Annotated in this window: 13 protein-coding genes and 4 tRNA genes; 1 reads left to right on the top strand and 16 read right to left on the bottom strand. The window is 36.8% G+C overall.

Translation table 11 applies throughout. The annotated features are described in order from the left end of the window. Nucleotides 1-127: 127 nt before the first annotated feature. From DESOR_RS00080 to dnaA, 16 genes are all read right to left on the bottom strand, one after another. Nucleotides 128-1,156 (bottom strand): hypothetical protein, encoded by a 1,029-nt coding sequence (locus DESOR_RS00080; RefSeq protein ID WP_014182607.1) that lies wholly within the window; start codon nt 1,154-1,156, stop codon nt 128-130. A gap of 11 nt (nt 1,157-1,167) precedes the next feature. Then, nucleotides 1,168-2,655, bottom strand: coding sequence for an MBOAT family O-acyltransferase (locus DESOR_RS00075; protein WP_014182606.1), 1,488 nt, complete (start codon nt 2,653-2,655; stop codon nt 1,168-1,170). 272 nt (nt 2,656-2,927) lie between these two features. Beyond that, a tRNA-Ser gene (locus DESOR_RS00070) sits at nt 2,928-3,018 on the bottom strand. 27 nt (nt 3,019-3,045) lie between these two features. Next, nucleotides 3,046-3,492 carry a tRNA adenosine(34) deaminase TadA gene (tadA, locus tag DESOR_RS00065; RefSeq protein ID WP_014182605.1) on the bottom strand — a complete coding sequence of 149 codons (447 nt, stop codon included), beginning with the start codon at nt 3,490-3,492 and terminating at the stop codon, nt 3,046-3,048. A 14-nt stretch (nt 3,493-3,506) separates the two neighbouring features. Further along, nucleotides 3,507-3,584 (bottom strand) — tRNA-Arg (locus DESOR_RS00060). Nucleotides 3,585-3,661: 77 nt separating this feature from the next. Then, nucleotides 3,662-3,738 (bottom strand) — tRNA-Arg (locus DESOR_RS00055). Nucleotides 3,739-3,746: 8 nt separating this feature from the next. Then, nucleotides 3,747-3,835 (bottom strand) — tRNA-Ser (locus DESOR_RS00050). A gap of 92 nt (nt 3,836-3,927) precedes the next feature. Then, nucleotides 3,928-5,193, bottom strand: a complete 1,266-nt coding sequence (gene serS, locus DESOR_RS00045) for a serine--tRNA ligase (protein WP_014182604.1) — start codon at nt 5,191-5,193, stop codon at nt 3,928-3,930. Between the two features lie 70 nt (nt 5,194-5,263). Continuing rightward, complete coding sequence (gene pdxT, locus DESOR_RS00040; protein WP_014182603.1) at nt 5,264-5,842, bottom strand: pyridoxal 5'-phosphate synthase glutaminase subunit PdxT; 579 nt, start codon at nt 5,840-5,842, stop codon at nt 5,264-5,266. 3 nt (nt 5,843-5,845) lie between these two features. Further along, a complete protein-coding gene (pdxS, locus tag DESOR_RS00035; RefSeq protein WP_014182602.1) occupies nt 5,846-6,730 on the bottom strand; it encodes a pyridoxal 5'-phosphate synthase lyase subunit PdxS in 885 nt (294 codons plus the stop codon). Between the two features lie 70 nt (nt 6,731-6,800). Further along, nucleotides 6,801-9,275 (bottom strand): DNA gyrase subunit A, encoded by a 2,475-nt coding sequence (gyrA, locus tag DESOR_RS00030; RefSeq protein ID WP_014182601.1) that lies wholly within the window; start codon nt 9,273-9,275, stop codon nt 6,801-6,803. Nucleotides 9,276-9,289: 14 nt separating this feature from the next. Beyond that, on the bottom strand, nt 9,290-11,224 hold the full coding sequence (gene gyrB / locus DESOR_RS00025) for a DNA topoisomerase (ATP-hydrolyzing) subunit B (protein WP_014182600.1): 1,935 nt from the start codon (nt 11,222-11,224) through the stop codon (nt 9,290-9,292). Between the two features lie 245 nt (nt 11,225-11,469). Beyond that, nucleotides 11,470-11,727, bottom strand: a complete 258-nt coding sequence (gene remB / locus DESOR_RS00020; RefSeq protein WP_014182599.1) for an extracellular matrix regulator RemB — start codon at nt 11,725-11,727, stop codon at nt 11,470-11,472. Next, on the bottom strand, nt 11,728-12,822 hold the full coding sequence (gene recF, locus DESOR_RS00015) for a DNA replication/repair protein RecF (RefSeq protein ID WP_014182598.1): 1,095 nt from the start codon (nt 12,820-12,822) through the stop codon (nt 11,728-11,730). It lies immediately after the preceding gene. Between the two features lie 4 nt (nt 12,823-12,826). Beyond that, a complete protein-coding gene (gene dnaN, locus DESOR_RS00010) occupies nt 12,827-13,930 on the bottom strand; it encodes a DNA polymerase III subunit beta (RefSeq protein WP_014182597.1) in 1,104 nt (367 codons plus the stop codon). Between the two features lie 261 nt (nt 13,931-14,191). Further along, the gene (dnaA, locus tag DESOR_RS00005; RefSeq protein ID WP_014182596.1) at nt 14,192-15,553 is read right to left on the bottom strand and encodes a chromosomal replication initiator protein DnaA; all 1,362 of its coding nucleotides are present in this window, start codon (nt 15,551-15,553) and stop codon (nt 14,192-14,194) included. A 358-nt stretch (nt 15,554-15,911) separates the two neighbouring features. On the opposite strand from dnaA, the gene rpmH reads away from it, so the two are divergent. Next, nucleotides 15,912-16,046, top strand: coding sequence for a 50S ribosomal protein L34 (gene rpmH, locus DESOR_RS27665; RefSeq protein ID WP_007777819.1), 135 nt, complete (start codon nt 15,912-15,914; stop codon nt 16,044-16,046). The last annotated feature ends 23 nt before the right edge of the window (nt 16,047-16,069 follow it).

Here is a 16,069-nt window from a genome sequence, read left to right as displayed (position 1 = left end):
GCAAAGAAGCAATAACGTCAATGGTAAAAACCTGTAAATTTATGTATTTCTTAAAAATTCTTTGATTCTTTTACTTAAAACGAGATAACCCCAATAAAAACGACGTTTACATTGATGAACTGCCCTCCTATTTGGAAATTGATGCCGCTTGGGAATGAAGATAATCTATGTTCCATTGAGCGTATTGCTGATCATTACGATGATCCTCTAAATTATAGTTTTCTTTAAGGAATTTTGCTAAATACGTGGTGATTTTATTAGCTCCCCAGATATTGACGTGACTGGAATTATTCATGTCTGTTTTAAAGTTAAAACCTATCTCTGCTACTTTATCGTTAAAGTTAATGAAAGGAATTTTATTTTCTGCAGAAATCTCAGATACTCTATTAAACATTTTTTCTGGTTCTTTTACCCAATTTTCTGAGCCTGCTGTACTGCTATAATCATAAGGAGTATTGGTAAATATTAATTGAAATCCCTCTTCCTTTGCTAAATTAATAAATTTGTTAAGATACTCTTCGGTCTTTGGCGGCAAATCAGCACTTTCTGTCGTAACTTCGTTAATAGTATTGTCTTTTCCATATTTATTGGTTCCAGAATCAAAACCTTTACCATAATAACTTGAAGAAGTATCATTAAAAAAATCTTGTTTAGTAAGTTCTTTCCATCGATAATGATACTTAATAATCGGAAATATATAATTAAGCCAATCTTTTTGAGGTGTACAATGAATTATGGCATCCAATTTATTCATTGAAAATCTCATATTATCAAGAGCATTTCTAACATACCCTTCATCTCCATATTCATCAGTTAAACCCAAATAATATAGGTCAACAACTACAATAGATGGCTTATGATTCTTAAGAACCTCTTTTAGCATATAATAGGTCACATCAATAGGTTGTCCGCCAGTGGCATAGTTAAAGCTTGTAATACCCTCCTCATGCCATAAAACATTTGGGTCTAACCCTCCATTCATGTGGCTGGAGCCCATTAAGACAACATCGTAAGCGTTACCAGTATGCTTATATAGACCTTCAATTAGTTTACTGCGATGTCCTGTCTTTAGGATAAATATTGAATTAAGAACTGACATAATCAATAGTAAGAGAACAATAAAAACAGCACTCTTAATGACAGCCTTTTTAAGCATAAACAATCCTCCTAAAACTGGAAGTATACGAATTGTTCGGGACTATATCCAGGGCCATAAATTCCAAAAATCATAATGATGACTATACAGCTTAAATAGACAGTCCATCTTAATCCTAATTGCTTTTTAGATAATTCACTTCTCAGACTCGTATTACGCTGCAGCAGATTTACGCTTAAAATACCGGCTATACTTAGAACCGCTAAAATGAAATCTTTCTGGGCCAATCCAAGATTATAAATAGAACCATCTGTAAATACTTCCGGGTTAAAATAAAGCATATTACGAATAATTAATAAGGCACTCGTAAAGGAACCTGCTCGAAAAAATATCCAGGCAAAATCTACTAACAGAAAGGTCACAATAACTTGATATAACTTGTAGCCGAAACCACTTGTTCTGATTTTAAAGGTTTTAAGGGCAGCTTTACGAATAGGCTTCAGCAAATCTCCTATTACTTGATAGGCACCATGCAGGGCACCCCAAATAATAAAATTAATGGTGGCTCCATGCCACATACCCGATACAATAAAGACAGCCATAATATTATAATAAGTCCTTACCTTACCCCTCCTATTTCCTCCTAAAGGAATATACATATAGTCCTTAAACCAGGCACCTAGAGTTATGTGCCAGCGTCTCCAGAACTCTTTGATTGATTTTGAAAAATACGGACTCTTAAAATTATACGATAATCTAAATCCCATTACCTCTGCGGCTCCACGTGCAATATCCGAATAGGCCGAAAAATCACAATAGATTTGGAAGGCAAAAAACACGGTACCGATCACTATTTCAAAACCTCTATAGTCACTAGGATTATTGTAGACAGTGTTGACTAATACGGCTAGTCTATCCGCAACTACCATCTTTTGAATGAGTCCCCAAAGCATTAAAAGTAAACCATTCTTCACTCTTGTGTAATCAAAGGTATGCTTTTCGTCAAATTGATGCAATAGATGTTTGGACTTCTCTATAGGTCCGGCGACCAGCTGAGGAAAAAATGAAACAAAAAGTGCATACTTACCTAAGTTTTTTTCAGCTTTAACATCATTTCTATAAACATCAATGGTATAGCTCAATGCTTGAAAGGTATAAAACGATATTCCTACCGGAAGTAAATAGTCAAAGGACGGAATATAAATTGGATTATGTAAATACGTAAAGATTCTTTCTATACTATGACTGAAATAGTTATAATACTTAAACATAAACAAAATGCTAAAATTAATTAATACACTTAAAAACACCCATAACTTTTTTAACTGCATTGACCTTTTTTCATTACCTATTCCATTAGCCTTATCAATTAAAATGCCGCTAATATAGGTAATTACTGTAGAAAAGGCAATTAAAACAGCGTAGCTGGCATTCCAACTCATATAAAAATAATAACTTGTTATGAGAAGCCAAACCCAACGAATTTTATGGCTTATTGTAAAGTAGATAAAAGTTACTATCATAAAAAAAACAAGAAATTGTAATGAATTGAATAGCAACGAGAATACCCCCATATTCCATTTTAGCTCATTTGATTTTATCAAAGAGTTGTTTAGATTTTAATCAAGTTCTATGCAATTTTTATCAAGATTTAAGTCTTCTGATACTGCGGTTTTAATAAGACTTCATATTTATTAAGACTCTAATAGTATTGGTATATTTTAGGTAATTAAACATTACAAACCAACATCCTAAAACACATTACTTTTTAGAAATAGAACACGTAAAAAGGTCTCCGCGTATAACGCAAAGACCTTGATCCCATATGTAATGGCGGAGGAGGTGGGATTCGAACCCACGGACGGCTTACACCGTCAAACGATTTCGAGTCGCTCTCGTTATGACCACTTCGATACTCCTCCATTAAATATATATTAGCTAAATATAAATCAGCGTAGTTTTTTAAAAAAATTCTTTAAGATAAGAGCACATTCATCTTCCATAATACCAGCCAAAATATCAACTTGGTGGTTCCATAATTTGTAGTCTAAGACATTCATTACCGAACCTATGGCGCCACCTTTTAAATCCGAGGCACCGTAAATCAGTTTTTTTATACGAGATTGAACAATAGCACCTGCACACATTGGGCAGGGTTCTAAAGTAACATAAAGATTAGTATCCGTTAATCGCCAAGTATCCATGACTTCGGCAGCACGTTGAATAACTAAAATTTCTGCATGTGCCGTCGGATCATTTCTTTGTTCCTTTTCGTTATGTGCTTCGGCAACCAGTTGACCGTCATGAACAAGCACTGCTCCAATCGGTACTTCACCCTGTTCAAAAGCCATCTGTGCTTGTTTTAAAGCTAAACGCATCCAATCTTGATGAAGCATAGCTACCTCGATAATGGTGACCCCGGGAGGAGTCGAACCTCCGCAAGACAGGGTTTAGGAAACCCCCGCTCTATCCACTGAGCTACGAGGCCATATAAAATAATTATAACTATCCTGAGAAAAAAGTTCGATATACGAACTTCGAATATCGAACCACAAATAACAATAATGGTGCGCTCGGAGGGATTCGAACCCCCGACATTCAGATTCGAAGTCTGACGCTCTATCCAGCTGAACTACAAGCGCATTGTACATGGCGGAGGGGGTGGGATTCGAACCCACGGCTCCTTGCGAAGTCACCGGTTTTCAAGACCGGCTCCTTAAACCACTCGGACACCCCTCCAAGTAAAACAACCGAATAAAAGAATAACATATTTGCATAAATAATTCAACTGTTATTATTAATTTTTTACTGTTATCTTTTGTAAAATTTTATTACCCAATATATTCAACACCCATATATGGCTGTAATGCTTTTGGAATATGAACCCTGCCATCTTTATCCTGATAATTTTCCATAATGGCTGCAACAGTGCGTCCAATAGCTAAACCACTGCCGTTTAAAGTGTGAACAAATTCCGGCTTTTCCTTTAAACTTCTGCGAAAACGAATATTTGCTCTACGTGCCTGAAAATCTTCAAAATTGCTGCAAGAAGAAATCTCTCTATAAGTATTAAAGCTAGGGAGCCAAACTTCTAAATCATAAGTTTTTGCTGAAGAAAATCCAAGATCTCCAGTTGACAAAGCCACAACACGATAGGGAAGCTCTAATTCTTGAAGAATACTCTCAGCGTCATTAGTCAGCTTTTCCAGTTCGTCATAGGAGTTTTCAGGAAGTGAGAACTTAACGAGTTCAACTTTATTGAATTGGTGTTGGCGAATAAGCCCCCTCGTATCTCTGCCTGCAGAACCGGCTTCCGATCGGAAACATGAGCTATAGGCACAATGATACATGGGTAACTGATTCCCATCCAATATTTCGTCACGATATAAATTAGTTACTGGTACTTCTGCCGTTGGAATTAGAAAGTAATCTGTTCCGACAACTTTAAAGGCATCATCTTCAAATTTTGGCAATTGTCCTGTTCCCGTCATAGAGCCACGATTAACTAAGTATGGAGGAAGTATTTCGGTATACCCCTTAGAAGTATGACGATCAAGCATAAAAGATATCAACGACCGTTCTAACTTCGCTCCTAAGCCTTTATAGAACGTAAAACGAGCACCGGTCACTTTAGCAGCTCTGACGAAATCAAAAATGTCCAATTTTTCCCCCAACTCAAAGTGAGCTTTAGGCTCAAAATCAAAGACACGAGGAATTCCCCATGTACGAACCTCTATATTGTCATTTTCATCAGTACCTATTGGTACAGATTCATGGGGGATGTTTGGTATCTCATAGAGTACTTTTTCCATTTCTCGCACTATATTAGCCGTTGTTTCTTCTAAGTCTTTGATTTTTTGACCAACTTCTCTCATCTCTAAGACAAGACTCTCAGCATTCTGACCACTTTTTTTGAGACGCCCAACTTCTTCAGAGACTGTATTGCGACGAGCTTTTAATGTCTCAACTTCAAAAAGTAGTTTCCTTCTCTCAGCTTCTTGACTTAAAAAACGATCAAGACTAATTGAAACATGCCGCTTATGTAATGCTTCTTTCACCACTTCTGGATTATTACGTACAAATTTGAGATCCAACAAACCAAACACCCTCCCATGCCTATTTAGAAACTTGGCTGGCAGCAGCCTTAGTTAAACTTATGTCCAATAATTAATGTTCATCAATCATATTGATAAAATATTGATGAACTCTATGATCAGAGGTAAGCTCAGGATGAAACGCACTAGCCAACAAATTTCCTTGTCTCGCAAAGACAATTTTACCATTATACTCCGCTAATATACCCACATTAGGAGCAACTTCCCTCAAATAAGGAGCCCTAATAAACACTGCTCTCAAAGGGTTAACTCCCAAGGCAGGTACCTGGAGATCGGTTTCAAAGCTTTCGACTTGCCTGCCAAAGGCATTTCTCTCTACAATCGTATCCATTAAACCTAAACTATACTGTTCACTATCAACAATGGTTTTACTTAAGAGAATCATACCTGCACAAGTTCCGAAAATCGGCATATCTTTAGCGCCAAGTTCTTTAATCTTTTCACCCATCTCATCAACTATCAGGAGTTTACCTATTGTTGTACTTTCTCCTCCAGGAATGATAAGACCTTGTATTCCGTCAAGATCACAGGTTTTTCGAACTTCGACAACATCACATCCCAATTGTTCCAAAACCTGTCGGTGCTCGCGAAAAGCACCCTGCAGTGCCAATACGCCAACCCGCTTTTTCATTTTTTACCAGCCCCGTTCTTGCATACGCTGAGATTCGGTTAAGGTTGATATTTCAATACCCGACATAGGTTCTCCCAAATCCTTGGAGATTTCTGCAAGCAATTTTGCATCTTTATAGTGAGTCGTAGCCAAAACAATGGCCTTTGCCCGTGCTTTTGGATCGCCGGATTTAAAAATTCCCGACCCAACAAAAATACCATCGACACCTAATTGCATCATTAAAGCTGCATCCGCCGGGGTTGCGATCCCCCCTGCAGCAAAATTTACAACCGGTAATTTTCCATGTTCGGCAACATATAACACTAAATCATAAGGTGCACCCATATTTTTTGCAGCAGACATTAACTCTTCTTTAGGCATTAACGTCAAAGCACGTATTTCGCTCATGACGGTGCGCATATGTCTAACTGCTTCAATAACATTTCCTGTCCCAGGCTCACCTTTAGTACGAATCATAGCAGCTCCTTCTCCGATTCTGCGCAAAGCTTCTCCTAGATTACGGCAACCACATACGAAAGGCACTTTAAAGTCATGTTTATTGATATGATAGGCATCATCTGCGGGTGTCAATACTTCTGATTCATCAATATAATCGACACCTAAGGCTTCCAAAATTTGAGCTTCTACAAAATGTCCAATACGTGCTTTAGCCATGACAGGAATTGTGACTGCCGACATTATAGTCTGTACTATAGATGGATCAGCCATTCGGGCAACTCCGCCTTCAGCCCGTATATCCGAAGGAACACGTTCTAAAGCCATTACAGCACAAGCTCCAGCCTCTTCTGCAATGATTGCCTGCTCAGGGGTTGTTACATCCATGATAACGCCGCCTTTTAGCATTTCTGCAAGTCCGGTCTTAACTTTAAGTGAGCCTATTTCAGTCATTGGTAGTTCCTCCTCAAGATTGAATATGAATCTCAGACATGGTAACACCTAGCGCGAACTTTGTCAATTTTTAGTCTTCAGCCTCTGAATCAGCGTTTTCCCCAGTATCTTCATCATCTTTCATGACAACTTTAGCGATGGCAACAACATTGCTGTCACCTGTACGCATAGCTAAAACACCCTGTGCAGAACGTCCTTGGTTTGAGATACTTGATACAGGAATTCTTAGCATAATCCCATTATTAGTGATCACCATCAGCTCATCTTCGACATGAACAACTTTAATGCCAACCAAATTGCCGGTTTTTGCATTCAATTTCATGCCGATAACCCCTCTGCCGCCACGTCCTTGAACACGGAATTCTTTTAGATCAGTACGTTTGGCAAACCCATTTTCACTCATGGTTAGAAGCTCGCCTTCATCGCCTATAACATCCATACCGACAACCATATCATTTTCTTCTAACTTTATGCCTTTAACTCCACGGGCAGTGCGTCCCATATAACGAACTTCAGATTCTGGGAAACGAATAGCTATTCCTTTTTTGGTTGCTAAAAGAATATCATCCAAACCTTGGGTTAATTTAACGCCAATAAGTTCATCTCCTTCATCCAAAGTCAAAGCAATTAACCCATCTTTCCTGGCCGAGTCATATTCCTGCAATGCCGTTTTTTTCATGATACCATTCTTTGTTGCTGTTATCAGAAAATAATCCGGACTATACTCCTTGATAGCCATTACTGCGGTAATCATTTCATCCTGACCTAAATTCAATAGATTTATAACAGCAGTACCTTTAGCAGTACGACTTGATTCTGGAATTTCATGAGCTTTCAATCGATAAACTTTCCCTTGTGATGTAAAGAAAAGAATATAATGATGTGTCGTCGTGGTGAAGAGATGTTCTACAAAATCTTCTTCTTTAGTAGCCATCCCATGAACACCTTTGCCTCCACGATTTTGACTCTTATAAGTACTTAACGGTAACCGTTTAATATAACCGTAGTGAGTTACTGTTACCACAACATCTTCGACAGCAATTAAATCCTCGACGTCCATTTTACTTACATCAATAGTTATAAGCGTTCGTCGTGAATCTCCAAACTTGCTCTTTATTTCTTCAAGTTTATTCTTTATTATACCTATGACCATAGCCTCTGAGGCAAGTACAGCCTTGAGATAGGCGATGGTATTCATTAAATCTTGATATTGATTTTCTAATTTCTCTCGTTCTAACCCAGTTAACCGTTTTAATCTCATGTCAACAATGGCCTGAGCTTGTTTTTCACTTAAACCAAAGCGTATAGTTAAATTCTCTCTTGCCTTTGATTCATCTGGGGAAGAGCGAATTGTTTCAATAACTTCATCAATATGATCAAGGGCAATCCTCAATCCTTCAATAATGTGAGCTTCAGCTTCAGCTTTATTAAGTTCAAATCGAGTTCTTCGAACAATAACATCTTTTTGGTGTTCAATAAAGTAATGAATCATATCCTTAAGATTCAAAGTTCTTGGCTGTCCATCCACTAATGCCAACATATTTACACCAAAGGTGTCCTCCAGCTGAGTATGCTTATAGAGCTGATTCAATATCACTTTAGGATTGACATCACGCCTTAATTCAATAACAATCCGCATTCCTGAACGATCAGATTCGTCCCTTAGATCTGTAATTCCATCTATTTTCTTTTCACGAACAAGATCAGCGATCTTCTCAATCATACGAGCTTTATTAACTAAAAAAGGAATTTCCGTAACAATAATACGAGTTTTTCCTGATTTTTCCATTTGCTCAATTTCGGCTTTAGCCCTTAATTTAATTGAGCCTCTCCCAGTCAGATAAGCAGACCTTATACCTTCATGACCCATAATTGTAGCACCAGTAGGAAAATCCGGACCTTTGATATAGTCCATTAGATTATCAACTGATAAGTTAGGGTCATCCAATAAGGCAACCGTCGCATCAATAACTTCTGTCAAATTATGGGGTGGAATATTGGTTGCCATTCCGACGGCAATTCCTGAAGAACCGTTTACCAGCAGATTCGGAAATTTAGATGGCAATACAGTAGGTTCTTCTTGTTTTTCATCATAATTTGGTGTGAAATCAATGGTATCTTTATCGATATCCTCTAACATATACGTTGTTATTTTTTCCATGCGCAGCTCAGTATAACGCATTGCTGCAGCAGAGTCCCCATCGATAGAACCAAAATTGCCATGCCCATCAACAAGGGGATATCGACTAGCAAAATCTTGTTCTAAACGAACCACCGCATCATAAATTGAGGAATCTCCATGGGGATGAAATTTACCCATGCAATCTCCAACAAGACGTGCCGATTTACTATAAGGCTTGTTAGGAGTTAAACCCAACTCATGAAGGGTATACAATATTCTGCGATGAACCGGTTTTAGCCCATCTCGAACGTCAGGCAAAGCACGACTAACGATAACACTCATCGAATAGTCGATAAATGATCTTCGCATTTCATCCGCGATTTCAACGGGAAGAACTTTCCCCCCTATAATTTCATCCGCCATGAATGAGCACTCCTTTAAGCATCTAAATTACGAACATCTTTGGCATAGCGATTAATAAAGTCACGACGCGGTTCAACTTTGTCACCCATTAAAACTGAGAACATACTTTCAGTCCTCATAGCGTCTTCCATAGTCACTCTTAGGATCGTTCGTTTGGCAGGGTCCATAGTAGTTTCCCACAATTGCTCAGGATTCATTTCTCCTAAACCTTTGTAGCGTTGAATCTCCACTTTATCTCTGCCTATTGATTCAAGAACTTTAGTTAGTTCATTATCACTGTAAGCGTATTGAATTTCTCTTCCCTTTTTAACCTTAAAAAGAGGAGGTTGAGCAATATAAATAAAATTATTTTCAATTAATGGCTTCATATATCGATAAAAGAAAGTTAATAATAATGTTCTAATATGAGCACCATCCACATCAGCATCTGTCATGATGATTAATTTATGATATCTTGCTTTACTAATATCAAAATCATCGGATATTCCCGTTCCCATTGCGGTTATCATTGCTCGAATTTCAGCATTTCCTAATATTTTATCTAGCCGAGCCTTTTCTACATTCAGAATTTTTCCACGTAAAGGTAATATAGCTTGAAAGCGGCGATCTCGCCCTTGTTTTGCTGAGCCGCCTGCACTATCTCCTTCAACAATATACATTTCACACAAATCCGGTTCTTTCCAAGAGCAATCTGCAAGTTTGCCTGGAAGAGAAGTTCCTTCCAAAGCACTTTTACGGCGAGTTAATTCCCTCGCTTTGCGGGCTGCATCCCTGGCTCGGGCTGCTTGTACCGATTTTTCTATAAATTTGCGTGCAATTGCTGGATTTTCTTCAAGGAAAATACTAAGACCTTCTCCAGTTGCTGAATCCACAATACCTCTTATTTCACTATTACCCAGCTTAGTTTTTGTCTGCCCTTCAAACTGGGGATCAGGTACTTTAACTGAAATTACTGCAGTTAACCCTTCTCTTATATCATCTCCAGAAAGATTAGAATCTGTAGGTTTTAACATGTTATTCTTTCGAGCATAATCATTGATTACTCTGGTTAATGCTGATTTAAAACCCGCTTCATGAGTTCCGCCTTCTTGAGTATTTATATTATTGGCATAAGAAAACAAATTTTCAGTATAACTATCGTTATATTGAATACAAACTTCAACTTGAACATTATCTTTTGTTGTTTCAATATATATTGGTTGAGAATGTAAACAATCTTTACTGTTATTAAGATATAGAACAAAATCTTGAATACCACCAGCGTGCACAAAGGTTTCTTCTACACTTGTTCTTTCATCTTTTAAAATAATTGTTATATTTTTATTTAAAAAAGATAATTCCCTTAGTCGATGAGCCAAAATATCAAAATCATAAACTTTTATTTCAAATATTTCGGAATCTGGCAAAAAGGTTATTTTGGTTCCATTAGTTTTCGTTGTTCCAATGTTCATTAATTCTGTGGTTGGTTTCCCTTTGGCATATTCCTGACGATAAATATGCCCTCCTTTTGAAACTTCAACAATCAGCCATTCCGATAAAGCATTAACAACGCTTAAACCTACGCCATGAAGACCACCGGATACTTTGTAGGCACTCTCACTTCCACCAAATTTTCCTCCTGCATGAAGCACCGTCAAGGCAACTTCAACTGCAGGTTTTCCTATTTTCGGATGTATATCAACTGGAATTCCGCGTCCATTATCCAAAACAGTAATACTATTATCTAAATGAATGGTAACATCAATTTTATTACAAAAACCCGCCAATGCTTCATCAATACTATTATCGACAATCTCGTAGACAAGATGATGAAGACCTCGAGGCCCTGTGGAACCGATGTACATACCAGGACGTTTTCGTACAGCCTCTAAACCTTCAAGCACTTCGATCTGCCCTGCATTATAATTATCAATTGCATTTTTAGCTAGCTGCTCTTTGTTTTCTTGCAAAGCCGTTTCCTCCTATAGAAACTCGGCTAGCGCCAAGACTTAGTCATTGGCGGTGGCCATAGTTGCACTTTATGCGAAGTTCTAACTCTACTCAATTGAATTAGAACTTCGCTTTTTGGCTGGTAAGGTATTCTTAAGGCTGGATAATAATGACAAGAAGTCGTACCAAAATATGCCTTCAACCTTTTTATTGTACACTAAAATCAACTATGTATCAATTTTTAGCTTTTTAGTAACTAACCTTATTATTCTTTAACAAAATTAAAGGCTGATCGTTTAAATAACGTAAGGGATGATATTGGAGAAAAATACAGATCATTAATGGCAATGATTAATGTCTTCTCTCTGCCCGGTTCAGAAATATAACAAATATTTTTATGATAATTTTTCATTTTACTCAAAAATATACGGTTAATTTGGCTAATTTTCGTCATTTCTAAATCGATTATTGCAACTATATCTTCTTTTTTAATTAAAACATCTCCGCCAAGATGTAAATACAATTACCTATCCCTCCTTATATGCCCTTGTTCAACAATGTAAAGTGTACCTAATTCAAGATGTTTATCAGCATTTGTCATAGTAATTAGAGTTTGAATACTTGAAGACTCAATAAACCTTGTTAAATAGTCTCTCCTAAAACGATCCAATTCAGACAATACATCATCAAGTAAAAGAAGGGGATATTCCCCTTTTTCTTGGCGTATTAGCTCTAATTCAGCAAGTTTCAAACTTAAAACTAATGACCGTTGTTGTCCCTGAGACGCATAAAGCCTTCCCGGTCTATTATTTAAGAGAATTTGCAGGTCGTCGCGATGAGGACCAATTAAAATCATTTGACGTTCAATTTCTTGTTCTAATTTATCATTCATTAATTCAGGAAATTCATTGATTGCCTCTTCTACGGATCTTTTTCCTAAAGAATTATAAACAATTTGTAACTTCTCTTTGTTTGAGGATAAATTTGCATAAATAGGTTCAGCTGCATCCTGTAAACGTTTGGTTAAATCAAATCGATTAAGAATAATTTTTCTTCCCAGTTCAACTATTTGATTATTCCAGATCTGAATTTGTGAATATTTATAATTTCTCTCAGAAAATGACTTAAGCAAAGCGTTTTTTTGGTGAATAGCCTTGTTATAAGCGTTAAGAATAGCCACATGTCCTGGACGCATTTGAGCAATATGTAAGTCTAAAAATCGTCTTCTTTCTGCCGGTCCACCTTTAATCATGACGAGATCATCGGGAGAAAAGAAAATGACATTAATTGTACCTACAAAATCAGATAAACGCTGACAAGATACTTGGTTAATCTTGACCATTTTTTTCTTATCTTTATAATGACTTTCCAAAGAAACTTTATGTTGATTTATTAAAAATTCTCCATAAAGATGAAACTCACTTTGATTCCAACGTAATAATTCTTGCTCCCTGTGAACTCTATAAGATTTTCCAGTTAAAAGATAATAAATACCTTCAATAATGTTTGTTTTACCTTGACCATTATCTCCAATCAAGATATTTGTTCCAGGAAAAAATTGAATCATTTCGTTTTCATAATTACGGAAATTTTGGAGATGAATTTTCGAGAACATCATGGTTTTATGATGTTCTTACCGGCAGAACTAGATAAATATAATTTGGATTATCCAGAGGACGCATTACTCCTGGGCTAAATGGTCCGGATAATTCAAATAGGACATGTTCGCTGTCTATTACTTTTAAGGCATCAATTAAGAATTTAGCATTAAAAGCAATCCTGACATCGTTGCCTTCCATTTCTATGCCAATTTGTTCTGATATTTTTCCAAGCTCTGAGGTTTGATCAATTCTCAGTTCATTTCCTTCTACATTTATCCTAATGATATTAGCTCCGCTCTTATCACGAGATAATAAGGATGCTCTTTCTACAGCATCTAAAAATTCCCTAACAGACAAATTTACTTTCGTTTCACAGGTTTGAGGAATAACTTGCTTATAATTTGGAAATTGTCCTTCAATCAACCTTGAGACAAGATATATAGAACCAAATTGAAAGACTACTTGATTATTACTGTAACTAATCGTTATTACTTCATCTTCATCTTTTAACAATCGGTATATTTCAGACAAAGTTTTTGAGGGAACAATGCCGCTAAAGCGGACTTCTTCCGGATTGGCAATCTCTGAAATCATGTAAGCCAAACGATGGGTATCGGTAGCTACTAAACGAATCATTGAACCATCAATTTGCAAAAGAATACCGTTAAAAACCGGTCGGCTCTCTTCTGTTGCACAAGAGAAGATGGTTTGGCGAATCATATTTTTAAAAACCATAGTTGGTATTGAAAATGATAGAGGTTCAATTAAATCAGGAAGTAAAGGGAATTCTTCTGGATCATAACCGTTCAATACCAGTTCTGATTGATAGTAACAAATTTTTATAGATCGACCTCGTTCTTCCAATGAAATTGTTGTATCAGGCAGTTTACGAACAACCTCAGCAAAAAGCTTAGCAGGAACAATTGTTGTTCCTGGCTCATCTACTTGGGCAGGAACATCACAACGAATCCCCATTTCAAGATCAGTAGCTGCAAATTGTAAAGACTGATTTTCGGTCTGAATTAAAATTCCTTGAAGAACCGGCAATGGATTTTTATGTGATACAGCCCGTTGAACAGCATTTACTCCAGATAGCAGTGCATCTTTAGAGCAGAAGATTTTCATATAAATCGAATCCCCCTATAAATATTTCCCTCTTGATAGGCTAATTAAGTACTAAATGAAGTTTATCATTAATAAGATATTAGTTAGTAGTTGTAGTAGTATAGCTTGTCAACATGTGAATAAGTTCATGGAATACCCAAATCAACTCACAAAATCTATGTTGAAAAAGTTGTGGACAAACGGATTAGATTATCCACGTGTCCACATGCAATACGTTATTAGATTTTTATCAACAAGTTATTAACAGGCGTTTGTTAATTTTTAATCTGATTGGATTCGCTGAATTATTTCATTGATTTTTTTCTCTAAAACTGGGTCATTGATTAAGGCTTGAGATATTTTTTCGTGAGCATGCATTACAGTGGTATGATCTCTTCCGCCAAATTCGTCTCCTATTTTAGGCAAAGAAAAGTCAGTAAGTTGGCGAGATAGATACATTGCGATTTGTCTGGGAAATGCTACGGCACGTGTTCTCTTTTTTGCTTTAAAATCATTGGGAGATAAGTTAAAGAAACGGGCAACAGATTCTTGTATAATATCAATGGTTATTTCCTTGGTATTATTCGCAGGTATAATGTCTTTTAATGCTTCTACAGCTACGTCCGCTGTTATGGGAATAGAACTAAGAGAGGCAAAGGCCATTACTCGAATAAGTGCTCCCTCAAGTTCACGTATGTTCGAACGGATTTTATCGGCAATATAAACCATGACTTCGTTTGGAACCTGCAAATTTTCCATTTTTGCTTTTTTACGAAGAATTGCAATTCTCGTTTCTAAATCAGGTGCTTGAATGTCTGTTATTAAACCCCATTCAAAGCGGGATCGGAGCCGATCTTCTAGCGTTGGAATTTCTTTGGGAGGACGGTCAGACGAAATAATAATTTGTTTATTTGCTTCATGGAGAGCGTTAAATGTATGGAAAAACTCTTCTTGAGTTCGTTCTTTACCTGCTAAAAATTGAATATCATCAATTAAAAGAATATCGACGTTTCTATAATGATTTCGAAATTCTTCTGGATTTTCATCTCTGATTGAATCTATCAACTCATTTGTAAATTTCTCGCTGGAAACATAGATTACTTTAGTATTAGGGGACCTTTGCAGAACATGATGCCCAATAGCATGCATAAGGTGGGTTTTACCTAATCCTACGCCTCCGTAAATAAAGAGAGGATTATAGGATTTAGCCGGTGATTCAGCGACAGCTAATGAAGCAGCATGGGCAAAACGATTACTGTTTCCAATTACAAACGTGTCAAAAGTATATTTCATATTTAAGGAATTGATAATTGGTTCTGATGGTTTAGTGACTGTAGTTGGAATAGTTTCATCTAAGGCCACATCGTCCATATAAGTATTCTCTGATGTTGATAAAATAAAGCGCAGACTAACAGAATGCCCTAATACGGATTGAACAGAGGAACGAATCATAGGTGCATAACGACTTTCCAACCAATCTTTTGCAAATTCATTGGGGACACTAATGACAAGCGTATCTCCATCAATATTCAGTAGTCGTGTAGAACTCAACCAAGTTTCAAAGCTCGGCTTAGAAAGTTCATTTTTTAGTTTTTCTAGCGTTTCCTGCCACAATAATTGGAGTGAGTTCGACTTTGGTGACATGACGGACCTCCCTTGTCTAAAAATGAAAAAATAATGACAATAAAAAAGTTATACACAAACTTATACACATTTGTGGATAACTTAAACAAATTACGTGTTGTGAATAGGTATAAACACGATTTGTTGTTGTCGTCAGGTATTGTAAAATTATAATAACAATTTTCCTGTGGGTTATCAACAGGAATATAATCAGTTTCGAAAAATTATTCACAGTGGATAACTTTTTAAAATTACAAGTTATCCACACAGTGTCAAAGTCCTTTGCTTGACAGAATAAAATTCATTAGAGTATAATCTCTAAAGTACAGTAAGATTGAGTGCGAAGTTTTTTCGTTTATATAAAGGAGGTGTCGTTGAATTGAAACGAACATATCAACCGAAAAATCGGCGTCATAAACGTGTTCACGGTTTTTTGAGTCGGATGAGTACGCCAACGGGGCGAAATGTAATAAAGCGCCGTCGTTTAAAGGGTCGGAAGAAGCTATCAGTTTAAGGCCGCAATTATGTGGCCTTTTT

It is taken from the genome of Desulfosporosinus orientis DSM 765, from assembly GCF_000235605.1.
Lineage (GTDB): Bacteria > Bacillota > Desulfitobacteriia > Desulfitobacteriales > Desulfitobacteriaceae > Desulfosporosinus > Desulfosporosinus orientis.
This window is presented reverse-complemented; position numbering and strand designations above follow the sequence as displayed.